The sequence below is a fragment of the Enorma phocaeensis genome, assembly GCF_016901575.1.
GTDB classification, from domain to species: domain Bacteria; phylum Actinomycetota; class Coriobacteriia; order Coriobacteriales; family Coriobacteriaceae; genus Limicola; species Limicola phocaeensis_A.
The window spans coordinates 302,248-324,520 of record NZ_JACJKQ010000001.1 but is presented as its reverse complement, the minus strand read 5'-3'; the positions used below and the strand labels follow the sequence as shown (position 1 = coordinate 324,520).

The window sequence follows — 22,273 nt, the reverse complement described above, 5'->3', positions numbered from 1 at the left end:
GCGATGGCCTTCAACCATAAGCACCTGATCGACATCACCGAGTATTCCGATACCGATATCATGACCATCCTGGAGACCGCCAAGGCGTTCTCTGAGGTCAATGAGCGCGCCATCAAAAAGGTTCCCACGCTCAAGGGCAAGACCGTCGTGAACATGTTCAACGAGCCCTCGACGCGTACCCGCAGCTCCTTCGAGCTCGCTGAAAAGCGTCTTTCTGCCGATAGCCTCAACTTCGGCGGCTCCTCCACGAGCACGGTGAAAGGCGAGAGCCTCATCGATACCGTCATGACGCTCAATGCCTACAAGATCGACATGATCATCATCCGCGACAAGCATGCGGGCGCCCCCTACATCGTCACGCAGAACTCGCCCGCCCACGTGATCGACGCCGGCGACGGCAAGCATGGCCATCCCACGCAGGCGCTGCTCGACCTGTATTCCATCTGGGAGCGCAAGGGCAGCTTCGACGGCCTCAAGGTGGGCATCGTGGGGGACATCGGACACTCCCGCGTCTGCGGCTCGCTCATCCCCGCGCTCAAGATTATGGGCGCCGAGGTGACCGTGGTCGCTCCCGGCACGCTGCTGCCCGCTCGCCCCGATGTGCTCGGTGCCGACCACGTGAGCTATTCGCTCGACGACGTTCTTCCTGAGCTCGACGTGGTCTACATGCTGCGCATCCAGCGCGAGCGCCTGGAAGGCGCGCCGTTCCCGAGCCTGCGCGAGTATCACGAGCTTTTCGGCCTTACGAAGAAGCGCGAGCGCCTCATGAAGCCGGACGCCATCATCTGCCACCCCGGCCCCATCAACCGTGGCGTGGAGTTTGATTCCTACATGGCCGACCACCCCGAGCGTTCGGTCATCCTCGACCAGGTCTACGCTGGCATCTGCGTGCGTATGGCTGCCCTGTATCTGCTGCTTGGAGGTGCCGACAATGGCCTTTCTGCTTAAATCCGCCCATGTCGTCGATCCCGTCGCGGGCATCGACGGCATCGTCGACGTGAAGATCGAGAACGACCGCATCGCCGAGGTGGGGGAGAACCTCTCCGCTGACGGCGCCGAGGTCATCGACCTTTCCGGCAAGGTGCTTGTTCCGGGTCTCGTGGACATGCACGTGCATCTGCGCGAGCCTGGCTACGAGCATAAGGGCACCATCGAGAGCGAGACCCGCGCGGCCGCCAAGGGCGGCATGACCGGCGTGTGCTCCATGCCCAACACCGATCCCGTGACCGACAACGGCGTCACGGTCGAGTACGTGAAGTCCGTCGCCGAGCGCGAGGGGCATTGCCGCGTGTTCCCCGCAGGCGCCATGACCCGCGGCCTCAAGGGCGAGATCATCTCCGAGATGGGCGACATGGTCGCCCACGGTGCCGTCGCGTTCACCGACGACGGTCACGGCGTCCAGGGTGCAGGCATGCTGCGTCGCGCCATGGACTACGGCAAGATGTTCGACAAGGTCTTTATGAGCCACTGCCAGGACGATGACCTGGTGGGCGAGGGCCAGGTGAACGAGGGCGTCGTCTCCACTCGTCTCGGCCTTCTGGGCTGGCCTGCGGAGGGCGAGGAGATTCAGATCGCCCGCGACATCGCCATCGCCCGCCTGACCGGCGCCAAGCTGCATATCCAGCATATCTCCACCGCTCGCGGACTCGATCTGGTGCGTGCGGCCAAGGAGGAGGGCCTGCCGGTCACCTGCGAGGCGACCCCGCACCATATGTTCCTGACCGAGGACGCCATCGGCGAGACCTATGACACCGCGCTCAAGGTCAACCCGCCGCTGCGCACCGCCGAAGACGCCGCCGCCATCATCGAGGGCGTAGTCGACGGCTCCGTCGATGCCATCGTGACCGATCACGCCCCGCATGCCGCCTGGGAGAAGGCGCGCGAGTTCGAACTCGCCCCGTTTGGAATGACCGGCATCGAGGCATCCCTCGCTCTTGTCAACACCAACTTGGTGAAGACGGGCAAGATCGGCTACGCCCGCATGGTCGAGCTCATGTCCATCGCCCCGCGTCGCATTCTGGGCCTCGACCCGGTGAGCATCGCGGCCGGCTCGGTCGCGGACATTACGGTCTTCGACCCCGAGGTCACCTGGACCGTTGGCGCCGAGGGCTATGAGTCCAAGGCTGACAACTGCGGCTTTGCCGGCACCGAGGTCTGCGGCCGCGCGACCAACGTGTTCGTAGGCGGCAAGCGCACCCTGTGCGACGGCGTCGTCTGCTAGGACAATTTGCACCTCTCGGGGCGGCCTCGCCAATGTGCCGCCCCGTTTTGGGCATGCATCTCATACAATGTGAAGACAGCGACCTGCTGGCAGAGGGACGGATGGTTGGCTACCAACCCCGTCCCATCGTCAATATAGAGAGAGGAGCGCTATGCCAACACCCTCACCGGCCCGTAAGCACACCTTTACGGTTGTGTCCAACGACGAGATCGCCGACGGCATCTTCTCGCTGGTCATTTCGGCTCCGGAGCTTGCGCGCGCCATCAAACCCGGTCAATTCGTGAATATCGCCGTGCCTGGAAACGCCATGTCGCTGCTGCGCGTTCCGCTGAGTTATGAGTCGGCGGACCCCGAGGCGGGAACCGTGACCATCTGGTATGCGGTCGTCGGCGATGGAACGCGTCGCCTGTCGCAGATGGGCGCGGGCTCTACTTCTGACCTGCTGGGGCCTGGCGGACGCGGTTGGACCGTCCCGGAGGGCTGCGGCCGCGCCCTTCTGGTTGCTGGTGGAATCGGCGTCCCTCCGGTCCTTTGCCTTGCACGCGAGCTCGCTTCCGCGGGAATCGCCTTCGACGTGTGCCTCGGCTCCGCGACTGCCGGCAAGCTCGTCGGCGTCGAGGATTTCAAGCGCCTCGGCGCCGCATCGGTCTCGATCTGCACCGATGATGGGTCCGAGGGGCATTGTGGCTTCTGCACCGACCCGGCATCCGAGCTGCTGGCTCAGGGTGGCTATGGCTATGTGGCAACCTGCGGTCCCGAACCCATGATGGCCAAGGTCGCGGCCGCCTCGGCAGACGCCGGCGTTCCCTGCGAGGCTTCGCTTGAGCGTATGATGAGCTGCGGCTTCGGCGCATGCGCGACGTGTGCCGTCGAGACCACGGGTGGCATGAAGGGTGCCTGCATGTGCGGCCCCGTCTTCGATGCGAAGGAGGTCGTCTGGTGAGCAAGGTGTCCATGGCCGTCGATTTCGCCGGCATTTCCATGAAGAACCCTATCAATACCGCTTCTGGCACCTTTGGATTCGGGTGGCAGTTCGAGAACTTCTTCGACGTGTCCCGGCTTGGTGCGATTACGACGAAGGGCTGCGCGTCCGAGCCGTGGCCGGGCAATCCCAAGCCCCGCATGACCGAGGTTCGCGGCGGCATGATGAACTCCGTCGGCCTGCAAAATCCCGGAGTTCGCGGCCTCGTCGCCGAATCGGGCGATTACCTTGCCGACCTCGCCTCCAAGGGCACTGCGGTCATCTGTCAGGTGGCGGGGCATTCGACCGAGGAATATGTCGCTGCTCTGGAGCTCTTTGAGGAGCTTTGCCCTTGGGCGGCGGGATTCGAGCTCAACGTGAGCTGCCCGAACATCGCCGCAGGCGGCGCTGCCTGCGGCTCCACCCCTGAAGGCGCTGCCGAGGTCATGCGAGCCTGCCGGCCCATCACGAAGCGCCCCCTGCTTGTGAAGATGGCCCCCGTCCGCCTGCCCGAGATCGCCCGCGCCCTTGAGGCCGAGGGCGCCGACGGCCTCACGGTCATCAACTCCATCCCCGGCATGGCGATCGATGTCCATACGCGTCGCTCCAAGCTTTCCAAGCCGACGGGCGGCCTGTCCGGCCCGTTGCTTCACCCCATCGCGGTGCGCATGGTCTGGGAGGTCGCACGCGCCGTCGACATCCCCGTATGCGGCGTGGGCGGCGTCATGACGGGCGAGGACGCTGCGGAGTTCATCCTTGCGGGTGCTACCGCCGTGTCGGTGGGCATGTCCAACTTTGTCGACCCTGCGTCTTCGGTGCGCATCCTCGAAGAACTCGAGGCGTGGGCGGAGTCTCAGGGCGTGAGCGACATCAACGAGCTGATTGGAGCTCTCGAATGCTAGATCAAGAGGCGCGCGAGCGCATCATCGTCGCCATAGACTGTGGTCGCGAAGAGGCGCTTCGCCTTGCGCACGGCCTTTCTGGCCACGCCCGGTGGCTGAAGGTCGGCATGACGCTTTTCTATGCCGAGGGTCCAAGCATCGTCCGTGAGTTTTCCGATCTTGGGTTCAAGGTGTTTCTCGACCTCAAGCTGCACGATATCCCGCATCAGGTTCGGGGGGCCGCACGCTCTGCCTCGCTGACGGGTGCCGACCTGCTCACGGTGCATGGCCTCGGTTCGGGAGCCATGCTTGCCGCCGCGCGCGAGGGGGCACAAGCTGCTGCCGAGGTTCGCGGCGAGCGCACCAAGCTTCTCGCCATCACGGTATTGACCAGCATGAACGCCGCGGCTCTTGAAGAGATCGGCGTCGGCCTGCCCGTGGCCGACGAGGCGGCTCGCCTTGCAGGCCTTGCCAAGGCCAACGGCATCGATGGCGTGGTCTGCTCGCCTGAGGAGGCCGCTGCCATGCGCGAGCTGCTCGGCCCGGACGCGCTGGTCGTCACCCCGGGCGTCCGCCCTGCCGGGGCAGACCTGGGCGACCAGAGCCGTGTGGCGACCCCTGCCGAGGCCGTTGCGCGCGGCGCAAGCCACCTCGTCATCGGCCGACCGATCACGGGCGCAGAAGACCCCGTCGCCGCATTCGAGGCCATCGTGTCCGAGCTTGTTGCGGCCTAAACGTCCCTTTTGGGTGCGCGCCCGTCGCGCGCACCCATCGCGGACGTTCTATGAAATAGGCGTTCTCGTCGCGGTCTGTACCAGCGATTCTCTTGAACTTTGCAGGTCAATCGTATAAGGTATGGTTCCGGTTTTGATTGGGTGGGTATAGATAACCCATCTGACCATATGAAATCGTATGTATCCCATCACGTATTTGGAGGTTCTAATGGCGCTTCCTCAGCTCACTGATGAGCAGCGCAAGGCCGCTCTCGAGAAGGCCGCTGCTGCCCGTCACGCCCGTGCCGAGCTCCGCGAGAAGATTAAGAAGAACGAGGTCACCCTTGAGTCCGTCCTCAACTCGGACGATCCCATCGCCTCTCGTATGAAGGTCTCCACGCTCATCGAGTCTCTGCCCGGCTATGGCAAGGCAAAGGCCGCCAAGATCATGGACGAGCTCGGCATCTCCGCCACGCGTCGCGTCCAGGGCCTCGGCGTGCGTCAGCGCGAGCAGCTGCTCGAGGCGCTCACCAAATAGTGGACAGCACCAGCTCCAAACTCTTCGTTGTTTCTGGACCGTCAGGTGCCGGCAAGGGCACGCTGGTCGCGCTTGCTCGCGGCCGCATGCCTCAGCTGGGCCTGACGGTTTCGGCAACCACACGTTCCCCTCGTCCCGGCGAGGTCGATGGCGTGGATTACCACTTTTTGAGTCCTGATGAGTTCCAGCGCCGCGTCGATGCGGGCGAGTTCGTCGAATGGGCTCATGTTCACGGCAACTGTTATGGCACCCTGGTGAGCGAGGTCGAGGACAGGCTTTCCTCGGGCAAGTCGGTCATCCTGGAGATCGATGTTCAGGGGGCCCTACAGGTCAAGGATCGTTTTCCCGACGCGGTGCTGATTTTCATCAAGCCGCCGTCGCTCGAGGTGCTTCGCGACCGCCTTGTCGGCCGTGGCACCGAGACGTCGGATTCGGTGGAGCTTCGGCTTGCTAACGCGCGCCACGAGCTCGATCTCGCTGATCGCTACGACGAGGTGCTCGTGAACGATGACCTTGATCGCACATGCGAAGAGTTCGTCTCCATACTTCAATCGTACGAAAGGATCTAAGGCATGTCTGTCGTCAAGCCGCCTATCGATGATCTTCTCGCTAAGACCGACAACAACCGTTTCCTGCTCGCCGCACTCGCTTCCAAGCGTGCCTGCGACATCAACAGCATGCTTCGCGGCCAGCACAACCGCGTGCTCGCAGCGCAGGATATCGATGACATCACCATTGCCCTCTCCGGCAAGGACACCATCTCCATGGCCATGGAGGAGATCGTTGACGGCGACATCTCCTATGACCACCAAAAGTTCGAGCGCGCGCTCGGCCACAAGGTGGCTGGCGCGTAGCATGGCGAGTCGCGTCTGCCTGGTCCACTACCATGAGGTGGGCCTTAAGGGCAAAAACCGCTCCCACTTCGAGCACATCCTCATGGACTCCATCAAGGCGGCCCTGGCCGCCTTTTCCGTCTCGTGCGTCACCCGTATCTCGGGCCATATCCTTGTGACCTTTTCCGTTGTGGGCGAGGCGGAGCGTGCCTTTTCGACGCTGCTGCGCATCCCCGGGGTGGCGCGCGTCTCGCTTGCCTTCCACACCAATCGCGACCCTGGCGAGTATTGCCGTGCCGCAGTGACCGCGCTCAGGGAGGCAGAGCCCTTCGAGTCTTTCAAAGTGCAGGCCAAGCGGTCGAATACCGACTATGAACTCACCTCGCTCGAGCTGAATGCGCAGGTGGGCGAGGTCCTCTGCGAGGCGTTTCCCGAGAAAAAGGTGCTGATGCACAATCCCGACGTGATCGTCCACGTCCTTGTAGTGCAAGGCAGCGTCTACGTCTATGCGCGCTCCGAGCGCGGCGTGGGCGGGCTTCCCGTGGGCAGCGCCGGCAAGGTCGTCACGCTCCTTTCGTCAGGCATCGACTCTCCGGTTGCAACCTGGATGATCGCGCGCCGCGGCGCGGTCTGCGTGCCCGTGCACTTTTCGGGAAGGCCCCAGACCGCAGACACGAGCGAATATCTCTGCCAAGACATCATTCGTGCCTTCGCGCCTGCGATTCAGGTGGGGCGCCTCTACGTGGTGCCCTTTGGCGATTGCCAGCGCGAGATCTCCCTTGCGTGCCCGAGTGCGCTGCGTGTGATCATGTATCGACGCATCATGTATGCCGTCGCAGAGCGCATCGCCCGCATCGAGGGAGCGAAGGCGATCGTTACCGGCGAGTCGCTCGGACAGGTCGCGTCGCAGACGCTCGAGAACATCATGGCGGTCAACGAAGTCGTGGACATCCCCGTCTTTCGCCCGCTCATCGGCTCGGACAAGCAGGAGATCATTGCTCGCGCTCAGGAGATCGGCACGTACGACATCTCCTGCGAGACGGCGCCGGACTGCTGCACCCTCTTCATGCCGCGGCGTCCCGAGACCCATGCGAAGCTCGATGACGTTCATGCCGCCTGGGAGCTCTTTGACCACGAGGCCATGATCGATCAGCTGGTTGATGCGGTGGAGTACATCGACTTTGAGAGCGGCTCCTACCGGGCGCCCCGTATGCTCAGGGAGCGCCACGAGGAGCTCGCTCCCCGCGCGTAGGCAGTCCCGACGAGCCTCCTTCCATGAGCCTTGTCGAGCTGCCCCCTCGGTGTCTCTCGGGGGCCGAGGCGGCGCCGCGAGCCCATCCTGTCGAGCATCGTCGTGATGCAGCGATCGGAGAAGGGAAGATTTGGGAGAGGCCTCTGTAAGGTCGCGCTTCCGATGTGCCACACGGTTGGTTTCGCACCCCCATGTCCATGCCAACATGGATATGGGGGTGATCTTCTATGGCGCAGATCGATTGGAGCCAGGGGCCAAAGCCCTCTCGGCGATTCATCCATGTCGTGCGGCAGCGGCCCGGCTTGCTCTTAGGCGTGATCTGCCTGATGGTTGCTTGTGCCATCGCGCTTGTAGGGGGAGTCGCTGTCGGAGGCGGCGAGGTGTATATCTCGCGCGACGACGCGAGCGATTTGGAGCCGGATCGTTCCCGCAGCACCTCATCTGAGGAGGCCGTAGACGACGCGCCGTCTGAAGCTGAGCCGGAATCGAGTCGGGGCGACGGGCAGTTATCGGATGGGTCGGAGATCCAGGAGGTCGTCGTCGACGTCACGGGCGCTGTCGTGGCGCCGACGGTGGCCCGGCTTCCTGCAGGTTCGCGGGTAGACGACGCCGTTCTGGCGGCTGGAGGTTATGCGGAGGATGCCGATCTTTCCGCCATCAATCGAGCTGCCCTGTTGGTCGACGGCCAGAAGGTTCATGTGCCGCGCGTGGGCGAGGCGTCGGCTGCGGAGGGGAGCGGGTCCAGCTTCGGGCAGGACGTATCCGCGGCCTCCGACGGCTCCGGCCTGGTGAACATCAATACCGCGGACGCCTCCGCCCTCGATGCCTTGCCGGGCGTGGGTCCGGCGACCGCCGAGGCGATCATCAAAGACCGGGAGGAGAACGGGCCCTTTGCCTCCACCGAAGACATCATGCGCGTATCGGGTATCGGCGAGAAGAAATTCGAGAATCTGAAAGACGCGATATGCGTATAGGGGGAAGACGCAGGAGTCGTGCCGACCGCAGCCTGCCTCCCCGCCCGTATCTGCCCCCTTCGACGGGAGGCGCCGTTGGAGCGCTTTTGAGCTCTTGCGTCGTCATGCAGGCGGGATGGGAGTCGTTCTGCTCTTCGCGAGAGGCAGGCTCTGTCGGGGCGGCTGTGTCTGTGACGGGCGGGGGCGCAGAGCCGCTGGCGGCACTGATGGCGGTGCTCGGAGCGGGCGTGCTCGCTGTGGGAGTCGCCATGGGCGTCCGGTTACGGCATCTTCCAGGGGCACGGCTGCTTTCTCGCTGGTTGGTCTGGGCTGGTCCCTGCATCGCGATCGTCGCCGTCTGCGCGCAGGGGTCCATCTGGGCGCGTCAGCTGGCCTGGAAATCGCTGCAGGGCGTCTCGCCAGGTTCATTTACCTTTGTCATCGAGGGGGACGCTTCGCTGAGTTCCTATGGGGCACTCGCCTCTGCCCGCGTTCTCGATTCGGATGGTGGTCTCGTCGCAAAGGTGCGGCTTTCGTCGGACGGGGCATTTGAAGACGGCAGCGAGCTTCAACTGATTGGTAGGCGAGAGGAGCTCGCTCGGGACGCGTGGGGCATGAGGTCGTATATGGCGGGGGAGGTCGCGACGGTGCGGGCCGTGCGCATCCTGTCGAACAAGATGCCAGAGGTTCGGAGCCCCGTGTCGATCATGCGAGATGCAGCGCTAAAGGCCATCGACCCGGCGGCATCGGACGCGCGCGCCCTGATTGCAGGGATAGTGTGCGGCAGGACGACGGAGCTCAACAAGACCGATGCGTCAGAGGCGTTCTCGCAGACCGGTACCACACATCTCGTGGCGGTTTCAGGCAGCCATCTCGCCCTTGTCTCGGCGCTCGTCGGAGCGATCCTGGGAAAGACGGGCTGGTCGAGGCGTGCCTGCTCGGCGGTGCTTCTTATGATCATGGCTGGCTACGTCGTCTTTACAGGAGGGGCGGCCTCTGCTCTCAGGTCTTTGGTCATGGTCGGGGCGTCTTTGGGATCTGGACTTGCCGGACGGCGACCGCACGGGCTGTCGGGCCTCATGCTCTCCATCGTGGCGCTGGCGATGATTTGGCCGGGGATAGTGTTTGATCTGGGTTTTCAGCTGTCGGCGGCAAGCGTCCTGTTCATCCTGCTCATGGGCGGATATCTATCGTTTGTGCTGGAGCGGCTCGGAGCTCCCGAGATGCTCGCGTCGGCGCTCTCCCTCACGCTCTGTGCGCAATGGGCGACCCTTCCGCTCACGCTGCCCATCTTTGGCGAGGCGTCGCTCATCGCGCCGATCGCGAACCTGCTGCTTGGCCCGCCGATGAGTGCGTTGTTGGTGTTAGGCCTTCCGGCGGTGGGCGTCGCCATGCTGCTTGCCCCCGTCGGCGTCTCCCAGGTGGTGCTTCTGCCGGCCATCGCCCTGTCCCGGCTTTCGATATTCATCGCAGAGGCGCTATCGGCAATCCCCTTCGCCTCGCTGCCGGTGGACGTCGGTTCTAAGGGCCAAGTTGTCGCCTACCTGGCTGCCGCTGCCGTTTACCTCGCATGGCGATGCCCTACAAGGCGGGCCATGGCAGCCTTTGGGTCGTCGGCCCTCCTTGTCGCCGCGTGCCATGCGGCGCGCTGGACGTGGTTCGCCCCGCCTGCGGTGACCGTGCTCGATGTAGGCCAAGGAGACGCCATCCTCGTTCGAGACGGGCCGTCTACGCTGCTTGTCGACGCGGGGGTCGACGAGGCGACGGCGTCCGCCCTGATTCGCAACGGCGTGTTTGGAATCGATGCCGTGCTCATAACGCACTGGGACCTGGATCACTGGGGAGGCCTGCCTCGTGTTTTGGACCTCATGCCGGTGGGGGCGGTCTATGTGGCCCGCGGCGCCTCCCGGGGCATACCTCCCGAGCTCGAGGAGCGATCGGTTGTTCCCATCGAGCTGGAGGCTGGCGACCGGCTTTCTGTCGGGGGGTTTGAGGCCACGGTCGTGCTGCCCGAGGGTCCGGTCTCTGGCGAGGAGAACGAGGACTCGCTCGTGCTGTCTGTGCGCTATGGCGAAGATGGCTTCGGCGTCCTGCTCACCGGCGACGCCGAGGCGGACGAGCTTGTGGCGGCGGATATGCTCGGCCATGTCGATGTGCTCAAGCTGGGGCATCACGGGTCTGCGGCGTCGGTCGACGAAGAGCTTTTGGATTTGCTCGATCCTCAGGTGGGGGTCGCGAGCGCCGGCAGGGACAACCCGTACGGGCATCCCGCGGCGTCGACCGTGGAGACGCTGGCCGATGCGGGGGTCCGCTTTGTCTGCACCGCCGATGCGGGAGATGTCAGCCTCGCTCCCGAAGAAGGCGGGTTCGTCTTAGGCACGGCGCGCACCGAAGGGTAGAATGGGCCCAGTTACCTGTCACCGAGCATGAACGGAGGCGCCGTGGCCGAGGCAGCGCTTCTTCCCGCATACCTTATCGTTGGCGCCGACGAGGTGAAGCGAGACACCGCGATCGCACGTCTCAAAGCTCGTCTCGAGGCTTCGGGGATGGCCGATTTCAACCTGGACGAGCGGGATATGCAACGGGACCAAGAGCCCGACGACGTCCTCTCGTCCCTCAACACCTTTCCCATGGGTTCGGATTTTCGCCTCGTGATCCTCAAGGGTTGCGACAAGCTTGCAAAGCCCATGAGCGAGATGCTTGTGACCTATCTCGCAGACCCGGCGCCGACCACGGTCTGCCTCGTGGTCGCCACCTCGCTCGCCAAGAGCACCCGCCTGTATAAGGCCGTGCAGAAGGTCGGCCCCAAGGCGGTCATCGACTGCGCCTCGAAGAAGCGCTGGGAGGTCCCCAAGCAGGTCCAGAGCATGGTCCGGAGGTATGGCAAGGCCATTTCGTCTTCGGCGGCGGAGGAGCTCGTCTCTCGTGTCGGAGAGAACACGCGCATGCTCGACAACGAGCTCAGGCGCCTCTCTCAGATGGTGGATGCGCCCGAGATCGGGCGCGACGACGTGGAGCGGCTGGTTGTGCGCACGGCAGAGGTGAAGCCGTGGGACTTCCTCGATGCGATGAGCGCCCGGGACCTGCCGCGCACCCTTGAGCTGCTCCGGCTGCTCCCGCCTCGCAGCGAGATTCGAACCTATTCGCTCATCTGCTCTCGGCTGCGCGAGCTCATGTATGCCAAGGCGCTCGACGCGCGCGGGCAGGGGAGAGACCTTGCCGCCCACCTGGGCGTTCAAACATGGCTGGTCAAAAACCACCTGGGATGGGCGCGTCGCTTCTCCTCAGACGAGCTCGTCGACGACCTCCGCCGCGCCGTCGAGGTCGAGTCCGCCCTCAAGGGCTCGCGCGATTCCGAGACGGCCCTTGCAGCGTGGGTGATCGACATCGTGTCGCGATAGCGCTGACGGCGCGGGCGGAGTTCGGGCACATCCTGCAATTTCACATCATCACCACTTCTCTCACCTGCTGAAACATGCTATACTCGCCACTTGTGACCTCAACCGTGTCTCAGAGGCCGGATAGTGAAGCTGGTAGAATAACTCGAAAGGATCACCAGAAGTGGCAAACATCAAGTCTCAGAAGAAGCGTATCCGCACCAATGAGAAGGCCCGCATCCGCAACCGCGCGGTGCGTTCCGAGCTCAAGACGCTCATCAAGAACGTCCAGGCTGCAGTTGAGGAGGGCAACGCCGAGGCCGCCAAGACCGCCGCTGCCCGTGCCTACAAGCGCCTTGACCAGGCTGCTGCCAAGGGCATCATCCACAAGAACCAGGCCGCGAACCGCAAGTCCGGTGTCGCCCGCATCGTGAAGGGCCTCAACTAGGACGTTCTTCGCATTAGCGTGACGGCTTTTGCCTGCACCCCATCGTGAGTGTTCGAGGCCCTGCTCTGGCGGGGCCTTTTTGTTTGATAAGATTGGCGACATGAATACGCAAGACATCTCCCACATCAGGAACTTCTCCATCGTCGCCCATATCGACCATGGAAAGTCCACCATTTCAGACCGCATTCTCGAGCTCACCCATACGGTGGAGGAGCGCGACATGACGTCGCAGCTGCTCGACACCATGGACATCGAGCGCGAGCGCGGCATCACCATCAAGTCGAACGCCGTGCGCGTCATGTATACCGCCGACGATGGCGAGACTTATCAGTTCAACCTCATCGACACACCTGGGCACGTCGACTTCACCTACGAGGTGTCGCGCTCGCTTGCCGCATGCGAGGGCGCGGTGCTCGTGGTCGACGCGACGCAGGGAGTCGAGGCGCAGACGGTCTCTAACGCCTCGCTGGCGATGAACGCGGATCTCGACATCGTTCCCGTCATCAACAAGATCGACCTTCCGAGCGCGCATCCCGAAGAGGTCAAGGTCGAGATCGAGGACGAGCTCGCCGTCCCCGCCGACGATGCCGTGTGCGTGTCGGGCAAGACCGGCGAGGGCATCCATGACCTGCTTGAAGCCATCGTCTTTCTCATCTCTCCGCCGCAAGGTGACCCGAATGCGCCCCTGAAGGCCCTCATCCTCGACTCCTACTTTGACGAGTATCGAGGCGTCGTCGCGACGGTACGCGTCTTCGACGGCTCTATTCGCAAGGGCGACCAGCTCCGCATGATGCAGGCGGGGGCTGACTTTTTGGTCGATGGCGTGGGCGTGAAACGTCCTGCCGAGACCATGGTGGAGGCCCTCACGGTCGGCGAGGTCGGCTTTGTCGTCACGGGCCTCAAGGACCCCGAGGCAGTTCGCGTCGGCGACACCCTGACCTACCGTGACCGCTCGTGCCCCGAGCCGCTTCCGGGCTATCGCGAGGCGAAGCCCATGGTGTACACCGGTATCTTTCCCATCGATAACAAGGACTATGAGAACCTGCGCGACGCCCTCGAGAAGCTGCATGTAAACGACCCCTCGCTTACCTGGAGCCCCGAGACCTCCGTCGCGCTCGGCTTCGGCTTCCGCGTGGGCTTTTTGGGCCTGCTGCACATGGAGGTCGTCAAGGAGCGCCTCGAGCGCGAGTTCGACCTCGACCTTATCGCGACAAGTCCCAGCGTCGACTACCACGTGTATAAGACCGATGGGACCATGATCGACGTGCGCAGCCCGCAGGACCTCCCGGACGTCACGCGCATCGACCATATCGAGGAGCCCTATCTCAACGCCAAGATCATCGTGCCTCCCGAGTACACCGGCGCCGTCATGCAGCTCGCCATCGAACACCGCGCGGTCATGAGCGACATGGTTCACCTGTCGCAAAAATCGGTGGAGATGCATTTCGACATGCCGCTCGCCGAGCTCATCCTCGACTTCTTCGATCAGCTCAAGAGCCGTACGAAGGGCTATGCATCGCTTGACTATGAGTTTGCGGACTACCGTCCTTCCGACCTGGTGAAACTCGACATCCTGCTTTCGGGCGACGAGGTGGACGCGCTCTCCTTCATCGTCCATAAGGACAAGGCCTACTCCCTTGCTCGAGGGCTGTGCGACAAGTTGAAGGAGATCATCCCGCGCCAGCTCTTCGAGGTGCCCATCCAGGGCGCTATCGGCAACAAGATCATCGCGCGCTCCACGGTGAAGGCGCGTCGCAAAGACGTGCTTGCCAAGTGCTATGGCGGCGACATCTCGCGCAAGCGCAAGCTTCTCGAAAAGCAGAAGGAAGGCAAAAAGCGCATGAAGGCCATCGGCTCGGTGGAGGTGCCGCAAGAGGCCTTCTTGGCCATTCTCAAGGTCGAGGACTAGTTTCGGCCAACGCGCGACGCCGTTTATTGACCTATTTTCACGCCGGGGCGCCCGAGTCTGCCGGGCGCCCCACTGGGGGGAGTTCGATGTCGTTTTCCGACGATCTTCTCGATCGCTATGCCGAGCAGCCGTTCCTGCTCGCCCCGATGGCGGGCGTAACCGACGCCGCCTACCGCATCATGTGCCGCCGGCGAGGCGCCAAGCTCGCGTTCTCCGAAATGGTGAGCGTGGCGGGGCTTGCCTATGCAAACGATAAGACCTGGCGCCTCGTGGAGGCGGCGGCTGATGAGCCGCAGATATGCGTGCAGCTCTTTGGCAGCAAGCCCGAGCAGTTCGCCTCCGCCGTAGAGGCGGTGCAGGAGCGAGTCGGGGAGCGGCTGACGCTCATCGATATCAACATGGCTTGTCCCGCGCGCAAAGTGATCACAAAAGGCGAGGGATGCGCCTTGATGGAGGCGCCTGAGCAGGCGGAGCGGATCGTGCGGGCCGCCGTGTCGCATGCGAAGGTTCCTGTAACGGTCAAGATGCGCACCGCGTTTCATGCGGGCGACCGCGTCGCGTCCGAGTTTGCCCGACGTCTGGAAGCGGCGGGCGCGGCGGCCGTGGCGGTACACGGGCGAACCGCCAAGCAGCTGTATACGGGCAAGGCCGATTGGACGGTCATCGACGAGGTCGCCCGCGCCGTCTCGGTGCCCGTGGTCGGCTCCGGAGACGTTTTCTGCGCCTTTGATGCCGTGCGCATGCTTCGCGAGACCGCCGCTTCCGCCGTATTCGTCGCACGCGGAAGCTATGGCAACCCATGGGTCTTCAAAGATGCGCTCGCGCTTGCCCGCGACGGCGTCGAGCCCCCCGTCCATGGGGCTGAGGAGCGCTTGGCCGCGCTTCGCGAGCACCTGACGCTCGTCCACGAGCACCTTCCCCTCATGGCACGCGCCCGCACGTTCGCCACGTGGTATCTGAAGGGCATGCCTCATGCTGCCGCATGGCGCGGGCGCGTGGTGCGGTGCACGACCTACGAGGAATTCATGGCGCTCGTCGACGAGATCGAAGCCGACGTCTTGGCAAACGTGGATACCTGTGAGGGTTGATCTCGCGTGACCGGCGGTTTTGTCAGAACAAGGCGGGGGGCGGCGTGATGGAGGCGCATGGCGTCGCGCGCGGCGAATGCGCCCCATGCGATATCCGGGCGCTCTATGTGCACGTCCCCTTTTGTGCATCCAAGTGCTATTACTGCGACTTTGACTCCCGCGCGTGCCGCGACCGCGCCGCCTTCGAGGCGTATGTTCGCGCGGTGGAGGCACAGATCGAGGCTGCCTCCGGCGCCCATGCCCTCGATTGCTGCCAGACGGCGTACATCGGCGGCGGCACCCCGAGCGTGCTCGGAGGGCTTTTGGCCGGACTGGTGGCGGCCGTGCGGCGCGGGGCCCCTCATGTGGCCGAGTTCACCTGCGAAGCCAATCCCGAGTCGTTTTCTTCGGGCCTCGCCGAATCGATACGAGACGCGGGAGCGACCCGCGTCTCGTTTGGCGTTCAGAGCTTTGACGATGCCGAGCTTCGGGCGTTGGGGCGGCTGCATTCCGCCGAGGCGGCGCAAAATGCGGTCCGCATCGCCCATGAGGCGGGCCTCGAGGTGTCGATCGACCTCATGTGCGGCATCCCTCTCCAGACGGAGGCGTCATGGTCCCGCTCGCTTGACGAGGCGATGGCGCTCGGCGTCCGACACGTCTCGGTCTATCCCTTGACGATCGAGGAGGGGACGGCGTTCTCTCGCAAGGTCGCAGCCGGTGCGATCGACCTTCCCGACGAGGACTTCGAAGGCTGGTGCATGCAGCGGGCCCGCGAACGTCTTGTTGCGGAGGGCCTTCTGCCCTACGAGGTGGCGAGCTATGCCGCCGACGGCCATGCCTGCCGACACAACATCGCCTATTGGACCGGCGTCGGCTATCTGGGGCTCGGGCGCTCCGCCGCGGGCATGATGACCGGTGCGGACTACCTTCGGCTCAGGAGCCTCTTCGGGCGGGTCGTCACCGCAGATGGGGATGAGCTTGCAGGCGGCTGCGTGTCTGCACGCGACCGCGTTCGCCTGGTCCAGCGAGACGACGAGGGCCGGCTGTTCGAGGCGGAGGTCTTGACTGAGCGCGAGGCGGTGGCGGAGGACCTCATGCTCGGCATGCGCATGACGGCGGGCGTGGACAGCCGCCTCGTCGACCGGGCGTGCGCCGTGTTGGGAAGAAGGCGCGTCGAAGGCGCCGTGGAGCTGGTGTGTAGGCGAGGCCTGGCGACGTGGGCGGAGGGGCGCCTTGTGCCGACGAGGCGCGGATGGCTGCTGGGCAACGAGCTCTTCGAGCTCTTTTGGGATCTTGCGGAGGAATAGCTGCCCCGACGTCGGCAGGCACCGGCTCTGTGACCGTTAGCTTACCGTGTACTTCACCTTAAACTTTCATGCGGGGTGAATGAGAAGGTCGTCGTTCGGTACAATACCGAAATATTCATGTTCCGCCGCCGTATGGAGGTTCCCAGGCCCATGGCCACCATGAACGAGAAGGATTACTACGCCATTCTGGGCGTTTCTAAAGACGCGTCTCAAAAGGAGATCCAGAAGGCCTTTCAGCAGAAGGCGCGCAAGCTCCATCCAGATGTCAACAAGGCCCCCGATGCCGAGGAAAAATTCAAAGAGGTCTCGGAGGCGTACGCGGTGCTGTCCGACGAGCAGAAGCGAGCGCGCTATGACGCCATGCGCTCGGGCTCGCCGTTTGCCGGAGGAGGGGCCTCTGCCTATGGCGGCGGGGGAGCCGCCGGCTATGGAGGCTATGGCTCGCCGTTCGGTGGCTCGCCGTTTGCAGGCTCTCCGTTTGGCGGCAGCTGGGCGCAGCGTGGCCGCCAGGGCGGCTCAGCCTATAATCCCGAGGCGGGCGCCGACGTGGTGGTTGACGTCGAGCTCACGCCCGAGCAGGTCAAGGCGGGCGCACGCAAGGGCGTGAAATACCGTCGTTACGAGCCCTGCTCGCATTGCGGCGGCTCCGGCTCGGTATCTTCCGAGCATGCCCACACATGCCCCAGCTGCGGCGGTACGGGCGTCATCGGCGTCGACATGTCGTTCCTTTTCGGCGGCGGGATGTTCCAGATGGTGTGTCCCGAATGCAACGGCAGCGGCAAGGTCGTGGCAGACCCCTGTCCCGACTGCGGCGGCTCCGGGCGCCGGCAGGTCATGTCGGAGGCTGTCATCGAGTTCCCCGCTGGTGTTCACGACGGCGAGACGGTGCGCATCAAGGGCATGGGCCATGCCGGCACCAACGGCGCGTCTTCAGGAGACCTCGTGGGCCGCGCCCATGTGGCGGCAGAGCGTCTCGAGGGGAGCGCCTATAAGGGCTTCTACATCGTGGGCTTCGTGATCCCGTTCCTGCTGCTCTCGGCGGTAAGCGGTGTGGTCTCGCTCTTTGCGCTCGTGTGCCTCGTTCCGTTTGTGGCAGGGCTCTACCTGGTCCTGAAAGACGACGTGCTCCATCGATCGGGCCTGTGGTGGAAGCGCGGGGTTTCGCGCATGCTTTCGGGTGCGGGCAACGCCTTGCTCTACGCGCTTATCGCCGTGTGGTTCGTAAGCTGCTCGAGCGGCATGTTCTACCGACCATATCTTTGGATATAGCGCGCGGTCGCTTCTAGCCCAGGGCTTGCTGCCGCCCACCAGGGTTGATTGCTATCATGCGAAATGTCGCCACGCTTGCCGCCTCAAGGATTATCGTCGCGAGCAGCGGGGTACCATTCAATCTGCCGGTTCTCTGCCGGCGCTCAATCTGAAAGAAACAGGGGAAGGTCAAAACGGTGTCGGACAAGAGAGACTACTACGAGGTGCTGGGCGTCGACCACGATGCCGACCAGCGTACAATCAAGCGCGCATTTCTGAAGAAGGCGCGCCAGGTGCACCCGGATGTCTCCGACGACCCCGATGCAGAGGAGAAGTTCAAGGAGCTCAACGAGGCATATTCCGTCTTATCGGACGAGCAGAAGCGGGCAAACTACGACCGCTTCGGCACCGCTGACGGCCCGATGGGCTCGGGCTATGTCGACTTTAGCGACATTTTCGGAGGATCGGGCTTCGACGACATCTTCTCCTCGTTCTTCGGCGGCGGTGCCGCCACGGGAGCGCGAGGCCGCCAGCTGCGGCGCCAGGGTCGCGACATGTCCATCTCCATGACCATCTCGCTCGAAGAAGCCGCCCAGGGCTGCACGAAGACCATCAGCTACGACCGCCTCGCGCCTTGCGAGGACTGCCACGGCACCGGCATGCCCGATGGGGCGAAGGAGCAGCCCTGCCCCCGCTGCCACGGCACCGGCTTCGTGACGACCGTCCAGCGCTCCATCTTCGGCCAGGTGCAGTCCTCTTCTCCGTGCCCGGACTGCAACGGGGAGGGCACCGTCATCGACCATCCGTGCGACATGTGCGGCGGACAGGGACGCACCCCCAACCACGAGCGTCTCGACATCAAGATCCCTGCCGGCATCTCTTCCGGCCGCCAGCTGCGCGTCACCGGCTATGGCGAGGCGGGCTATCGCGGGGCTCCGTCGGGCGACCTCATCGTAAACGTCCAGGTGGCTCCTCACGAGCGCTTCCGCCGCTCGGGCGACGACCTCTACTGCGAGGTCGAGGTCTCCATGGCGCAGGCGGCGCTCGGCTGCACCGTCGAGGTCGACGGCATCCTTCCGGACGAAGTCATCACGTTCGCCATTCCTTCCGGCACCCAGTTCGGCGACACGGTCGCGGTCGAGGGCATGGGCATGCCGCACACGGGCTCGTCTGCGCGCGGGCGTGCGGTCGCCCAGGTGCGCGTCACGATCCCGACCAAGCTTTCCGGCGAGGCGCGCGACCTTCTGGAGCGTTTTGCAGACGTCCAGGGCGATGCCTATACCCATGAGCGCAAGACCGTAGGCGACCGCATCCGCGACGCCATCGATGACATTTTGGACTAGGACGGCGACGTGGCAAATCCGTTTGTCTCTGTGGTCAATCTGGGCTGCCGCGTGAATCGCGTGGAGTCTGACCGCTTGACCTGCGAACTTACCCAGGCTGGTTTTACCCTTGTCGACCCTGACGAGGCGGACCTCATCGTTATCAACACCTGCGCCGTCACAGGCGAGGCGGAGGCAAAGACCCGCAAGGCGGTACGGCACGCCTTGGCGCGCCCGCGCGAGCCGTATGTGGTCGCCACGGGCTGTGCTGCGAGCCTTCATCCCGAGATGCTGCGCGACCTTTCGGACCGGGTCTCTGTCGAGCCCTCGAAGGTCCGAGTGGTCGAGCGCGTCTGCTCGCTTCTGGGCTATGAGCATGATGATGACGTCGAGCCCGTCGATGTCGGGGAGGTGCTGGGGCATGCCCGCCTGGGCGTGAAGGTCCAGGACGGCTGCAACAACCGCTGCACCTACTGCATCGTGTGGAAGGCCCGCGGGCCGGAGCGTTCCGTTCCCGTCGACGCCGTGCTTGCCCAGGTGCGGGCGGCAGAGGAGGCGGGCGTTCCCGAGGTGGTGCTTACCGGAGTCAACCTCGGTGCCTACGATGGCATGCGTTCGGGGGACGAGCACGTCGAGATCGACGAGCTGCTCGAGATCGTCCTGGCATCCACGGCGATCCCCCAGGTGCGCCTTTCGTCGATCGAGCCCATGGACGTTTCCGACCGGCTGCTTGCCACGATGGCAGAGCACGCCGATCGAGTCGCACCGTTTTTGCATCTCCCCGTTCAGTCCGGCTGCACAGATACGCTCAGGCGCATGGCGCGCCCCTATACGGCGGAGGACTTTTCCGGCCTTGCGAGGCGCATCCGCGACTATCTGCCGCATGCGTCGCTCTCCTGCGACGTGATCGTAGGCTTTCCGGGCGAGACCGACGAGGAGTTCGAGGCGTCTCGGGCGCTGTGCGAGAACGTCGGGTTTTCACGCATGCATGTGTTCCGCTACAGCGCACGCCCCGGCACCCCGGCGGCGGCCATGCCCGACCAGGTCGCTCCCGAGGTCATGGCGGAGCGGTCCCGCATCATGCGCGACCTCTCTTCGAGGCTCGCCCTCGCCGACAAGCGCCTGCGCGTCGGACGCAGGGAGCGAGTGGTGCTCGAGAGCGGGCGCATGGGCACCACCGGGTCATTCCATCGAGCGGCGGTGGCGGACGCCCCCTTCGACGCCGCCCCGGCGATCGTGTGGGCTGATATCATGGGTATAGACGATTCCGGCGTGCTCGTGTGCCGAATGGCCCGCGATCGCGGCTGCTGAGGATAAGGAGATCGATGGACACGGCGAAGGTTCGGCTGAGCATTCCCGACGGCGTCGACCCCGTGGGCATCACCGGCGGGGGAGACGCGCTGCTTCGTGCAATCGAGCGGCGCACCACCGGCGACGTGGTCGTTCGCGGGGGCACCATCACCTTGACGGGAACTCCCGACGAGGTCGAGATACTTACCAAGCTGTTCTCCTACGTCATTCGCGAGGCCTCCCACGGGCGCCATGTCGCCGAAGACGATGTCGTGCGCATGATGGCCTCGCTTCGAGAGGGGGCCTTGGGCTCCACGGGGTTTCGCGACGACATCCTGCTCACGTATCGCGGAAAGGCCATTCGCCCCAAGACCGCGGGCCAGAAGCGCTACATCGATGCCATTCGCTCGAATACCGTCACGTTCTGCATGGGGCCTGCGGGCACCGGTAAGACCTATCTCGCCATGGCGATGGCCGTGGCCGCCCTCAAGCGACATGAGGTCGGCCGCATCGTGCTGACGCGCCCTGTGGTGGAGGCGGGCGAGAACCTCGGATTTTTGCCAGGCACCCTTCAGGAAAAGATCGACCCGTATGTCCGCCCGCTGTTCGACGCGCTTTTCGACATGACCGATATGGAGCGCGGCGGGGAGCTCGTCGAGCAGGGAATCATCGAGATCGCCCCGCTCGCCTACATGCGCGGCCGCACCTTGAACGACGCCTTCGTGGTGCTCGACGAGGCGCAGAACACGACGCCCGAGCAGATGAAGATGTTCCTCACGCGCCTGGGCTTCAATTCCAAATTCATCGTCACGGGCGATACCACCCAGCGCGACCTCATGGGGCGCCGGGGCGGCCTCACCGATATCGAGGAGATTCTGGCCGGCGTCGAGGACGTCGCGTTCATCCACCTCGACCGCACCGATGTGGTGCGCCATGCGCTCGTGGGGCGCATCGTCGAGGCGTATGATGCCTTTGAGGAGCGTATCGGCGCCTCTGACAGGCGCCGGCCGAAAGCAGGAAAGGGGGCCTCAGGTGGGCGTGCTCATCAGTAACGATGCCGGCGTGGACGCGCTGCTGCAAGAGGACGAGGTGGCGCAGGTCGTCGAGGTGACGCTCGCGCTTGAAGGCGTCGAGCGGCCGTGCGAGGTGTCGGTCTCCTTCGTCGACGTCGATGAGATGCGCGCGCTCAATGCCGAGTGGCGTCACATCGACGCCCCCACCGACGTGCTCTCGTTCGAATGCGACTCTCCCTTCGACGAGGGGCTGCCGGCCGACGAGACGGTGGAGCTCGGGGACGTCATGCTTGCCCCGGATGTCATTGCGGGCCAGGCTTCGGAGTTCGGGCAGACCCCGGTCGAGGAGTGCCGCCTCATGCTCGTCCACGGCCTGCTGCATCTTTTGGGCTACGACCATATCGCGGAAGACGAGGCGGTGCTCATGGAGGGCCGCGAAGAGGCGATTTTGCGCGAGCTCGCGATCCGTCGCGGAGACGATCCCGACACCGTGCGCATCGGGCCTACGACGCGCCACGTCGCCGACTGATCGGAGACAGCGATGATTCCCGGATCGAACAAGGACCACCCCTCCTTCATCCGCTCGTTTGGCTACGCGATCGAAGGATTCGTGACGGCCGTCAAGACCGAGCGCAACATCAAGGTCATGCTCGCGATGGGCGTGTGCGCCGTCATCTGCGGCATCGCGCTGCAGATCGACTTGCTCAGCTGGTGCCTCGTGGCGCTCTGCGTCGGCTTGGTGCTGTTCGCAGAGCTTGTGAACACCGCCATCGAGGCCGTCGTGGACCTCGCCACGCAGGAGTTTCAGCCCTTGGCTAAGCGGGCGAAGGACATTGCGGCGGCGAGCGTCTATACCCTCTCCATCACGGCGGCCATCGTCGGCATCATCGTCTTTGCACGCGCGCTGGGCCTTGTGTAGCGGCCTCTCGTCCGACGCGAA

At 64.3% G+C, this 22,273-nt stretch carries 22 protein-coding genes; all 22 read left to right on the top strand.

Going from position 1 to position 22,273, the window contains the following annotated elements; all coding sequences use genetic code 11:
- Positions 1-3 precede the first annotated feature (3 nt).
- On the top strand, positions 4-948 hold the full coding sequence (locus H6A15_RS01440; RefSeq protein WP_204671678.1) for an aspartate carbamoyltransferase catalytic subunit: 945 nt from the start codon (positions 4-6) through the stop codon (positions 946-948).
- On the top strand, positions 932-2,221 hold the full coding sequence (locus H6A15_RS01435; protein WP_204671676.1) for a dihydroorotase: 1,290 nt from the start codon (positions 932-934) through the stop codon (positions 2,219-2,221). Before H6A15_RS01440 ends, H6A15_RS01435 begins: the two co-directional genes overlap by 17 nt.
- A gap of 151 nt (positions 2,222-2,372) precedes the next feature.
- Positions 2,373-3,164, top strand: coding sequence for a dihydroorotate dehydrogenase electron transfer subunit (locus H6A15_RS01430; RefSeq protein ID WP_204671674.1), 792 nt, complete (start codon positions 2,373-2,375; stop codon positions 3,162-3,164).
- Between the two features lie 11 nt (positions 3,165-3,175).
- Complete coding sequence (locus H6A15_RS01425) at positions 3,176-4,084, top strand: dihydroorotate dehydrogenase (RefSeq protein ID WP_204671915.1); 909 nt, start codon at positions 3,176-3,178, stop codon at positions 4,082-4,084.
- A complete protein-coding gene (gene pyrF, locus H6A15_RS01420) occupies positions 4,078-4,797 on the top strand; it encodes an orotidine-5'-phosphate decarboxylase (protein ID WP_204671672.1) in 720 nt (239 codons plus the stop codon). Before H6A15_RS01425 ends, pyrF begins: the two co-directional genes overlap by 7 nt.
- A gap of 208 nt (positions 4,798-5,005) precedes the next feature.
- Positions 5,006-5,314 (top strand): integration host factor, actinobacterial type, encoded by a 309-nt coding sequence (gene mihF / locus H6A15_RS01415; RefSeq protein WP_087411334.1) that lies wholly within the window; start codon positions 5,006-5,008, stop codon positions 5,312-5,314.
- Positions 5,314-5,883, top strand: coding sequence for a guanylate kinase (gmk, locus tag H6A15_RS01410; protein WP_204671669.1), 570 nt, complete (start codon positions 5,314-5,316; stop codon positions 5,881-5,883). Before mihF ends, gmk begins: the two co-directional genes overlap by 1 nt.
- Before the next feature lie 3 nt (positions 5,884-5,886).
- Complete coding sequence (locus H6A15_RS01405; RefSeq protein WP_204671668.1) at positions 5,887-6,168, top strand: DNA-directed RNA polymerase subunit omega; 282 nt, start codon at positions 5,887-5,889, stop codon at positions 6,166-6,168.
- A gap of 1 nt (position 6,169) precedes the next feature.
- Complete coding sequence (thiI, locus tag H6A15_RS01400) at positions 6,170-7,399, top strand: tRNA uracil 4-sulfurtransferase ThiI (RefSeq protein WP_204671666.1); 1,230 nt, start codon at positions 6,170-6,172, stop codon at positions 7,397-7,399.
- A gap of 227 nt (positions 7,400-7,626) precedes the next feature.
- Complete coding sequence (locus H6A15_RS01395; protein WP_204671664.1) at positions 7,627-8,373, top strand: ComEA family DNA-binding protein; 747 nt, start codon at positions 7,627-7,629, stop codon at positions 8,371-8,373.
- Positions 8,374-8,459: 86 nt separating this feature from the next.
- Entirely contained in the window at positions 8,460-10,751 is a 2,292-nt protein-coding gene (locus tag H6A15_RS01390) for a DNA internalization-related competence protein ComEC/Rec2 (RefSeq protein WP_204671662.1), read from the top strand.
- Positions 10,752-10,778: 27 nt separating this feature from the next.
- Entirely contained in the window at positions 10,779-11,753 is a 975-nt protein-coding gene (holA, locus tag H6A15_RS01385) for a DNA polymerase III subunit delta (protein WP_239462238.1), read from the top strand.
- 160 nt (positions 11,754-11,913) lie between these two features.
- The gene (gene rpsT, locus H6A15_RS01380) at positions 11,914-12,177 is read left to right on the top strand and encodes a 30S ribosomal protein S20 (RefSeq protein ID WP_204671660.1); all 264 of its coding nucleotides are present in this window, start codon (positions 11,914-11,916) and stop codon (positions 12,175-12,177) included.
- A gap of 100 nt (positions 12,178-12,277) precedes the next feature.
- Positions 12,278-14,086, top strand: coding sequence for a translation elongation factor 4 (lepA, locus tag H6A15_RS01375; RefSeq protein ID WP_204671658.1), 1,809 nt, complete (start codon positions 12,278-12,280; stop codon positions 14,084-14,086).
- Positions 14,087-14,172: 86 nt separating this feature from the next.
- Positions 14,173-15,174, top strand: a complete 1,002-nt coding sequence (dusB, locus tag H6A15_RS01370; protein WP_204671656.1) for a tRNA dihydrouridine synthase DusB — start codon at positions 14,173-14,175, stop codon at positions 15,172-15,174.
- Positions 15,175-15,221: 47 nt separating this feature from the next.
- A complete protein-coding gene (gene hemW / locus H6A15_RS01365; protein WP_204671896.1) occupies positions 15,222-16,460 on the top strand; it encodes a radical SAM family heme chaperone HemW in 1,239 nt (412 codons plus the stop codon).
- A gap of 150 nt (positions 16,461-16,610) precedes the next feature.
- On the top strand, positions 16,611-17,729 hold the full coding sequence (locus tag H6A15_RS01360) for a DnaJ domain-containing protein (RefSeq protein ID WP_204671893.1): 1,119 nt from the start codon (positions 16,611-16,613) through the stop codon (positions 17,727-17,729).
- Positions 17,730-17,905: 176 nt separating this feature from the next.
- Positions 17,906-19,051, top strand: a complete 1,146-nt coding sequence (gene dnaJ / locus H6A15_RS01355) for a molecular chaperone DnaJ (RefSeq protein WP_204671654.1) — start codon at positions 17,906-17,908, stop codon at positions 19,049-19,051.
- A 9-nt stretch (positions 19,052-19,060) separates the two neighbouring features.
- Positions 19,061-20,341 (top strand): MiaB/RimO family radical SAM methylthiotransferase, encoded by a 1,281-nt coding sequence (locus H6A15_RS01350; RefSeq protein ID WP_204671652.1) that lies wholly within the window; start codon positions 19,061-19,063, stop codon positions 20,339-20,341.
- Between the two features lie 14 nt (positions 20,342-20,355).
- Entirely contained in the window at positions 20,356-21,372 is a 1,017-nt protein-coding gene (locus tag H6A15_RS01345; protein WP_204671644.1) for a PhoH family protein, read from the top strand.
- Positions 21,353-21,862: an rRNA maturation RNase YbeY gene (gene ybeY, locus H6A15_RS01340; RefSeq protein ID WP_204671642.1), complete on the top strand. Its 510-nt coding sequence runs from the start codon at positions 21,353-21,355 to the stop codon at positions 21,860-21,862. The genes H6A15_RS01345 and ybeY overlap by 20 nt, the downstream gene beginning before the upstream one ends.
- Before the next feature lie 12 nt (positions 21,863-21,874).
- Entirely contained in the window at positions 21,875-22,252 is a 378-nt protein-coding gene (locus H6A15_RS01335) for a diacylglycerol kinase family protein (RefSeq protein WP_204671639.1), read from the top strand.
- The last annotated feature ends 21 nt before the right edge of the window (positions 22,253-22,273 follow it).

What these genes read in the sequence shown, in the direction of transcription:
- H6A15_RS01335 (WP_204671639.1), top strand. Translation starts at nt 21,875, where the DNA reads ATGATTCCCGGATCGAACAAGGACCACCCCTCCTTCATCCGCTCGTTT.
- H6A15_RS01430 (WP_204671674.1), top strand. Translation starts at nt 2,373, where the DNA reads ATGCCAACACCCTCACCGGCCCGTAAGCACACCTTTACGGTTGTGTCC.
- dusB (WP_204671656.1), top strand. Translation starts at nt 14,173, where the DNA reads ATGTCGTTTTCCGACGATCTTCTCGATCGCTATGCCGAGCAGCCGTTC.
- pyrF (WP_204671672.1), top strand. Translation starts at nt 4,078, where the DNA reads ATGCTAGATCAAGAGGCGCGCGAGCGCATCATCGTCGCCATAGACTGT.
- H6A15_RS01435 (WP_204671676.1), top strand. Translation starts at nt 932, where the DNA reads ATGGCCTTTCTGCTTAAATCCGCCCATGTCGTCGATCCCGTCGCGGGC.
- holA (WP_239462238.1), top strand. Translation starts at nt 10,779, where the DNA reads ATGAACGGAGGCGCCGTGGCCGAGGCAGCGCTTCTTCCCGCATACCTT.
- H6A15_RS01360 (WP_204671893.1), top strand. Translation starts at nt 16,611, where the DNA reads ATGGCCACCATGAACGAGAAGGATTACTACGCCATTCTGGGCGTTTCT.
- thiI (WP_204671666.1), top strand. Translation starts at nt 6,170, where the DNA reads ATGGCGAGTCGCGTCTGCCTGGTCCACTACCATGAGGTGGGCCTTAAG.
- H6A15_RS01395 (WP_204671664.1), top strand. Translation starts at nt 7,627, where the DNA reads ATGGCGCAGATCGATTGGAGCCAGGGGCCAAAGCCCTCTCGGCGATTC.
- H6A15_RS01405 (WP_204671668.1), top strand. Translation starts at nt 5,887, where the DNA reads ATGTCTGTCGTCAAGCCGCCTATCGATGATCTTCTCGCTAAGACCGAC.
- H6A15_RS01440 (WP_204671678.1), top strand. Translation starts at nt 4, where the DNA reads ATGGCCTTCAACCATAAGCACCTGATCGACATCACCGAGTATTCCGAT.
- hemW (WP_204671896.1), top strand. Translation starts at nt 15,222, where the DNA reads ATGGAGGCGCATGGCGTCGCGCGCGGCGAATGCGCCCCATGCGATATC.
- H6A15_RS01345 (WP_204671644.1), top strand. Translation starts at nt 20,356, where the DNA reads ATGGACACGGCGAAGGTTCGGCTGAGCATTCCCGACGGCGTCGACCCC.
- lepA (WP_204671658.1), top strand. Translation starts at nt 12,278, where the DNA reads ATGAATACGCAAGACATCTCCCACATCAGGAACTTCTCCATCGTCGCC.
- mihF (WP_087411334.1), top strand. Translation starts at nt 5,006, where the DNA reads ATGGCGCTTCCTCAGCTCACTGATGAGCAGCGCAAGGCCGCTCTCGAG.
- H6A15_RS01425 (WP_204671915.1), top strand. Translation starts at nt 3,176, where the DNA reads ATGGCCGTCGATTTCGCCGGCATTTCCATGAAGAACCCTATCAATACC.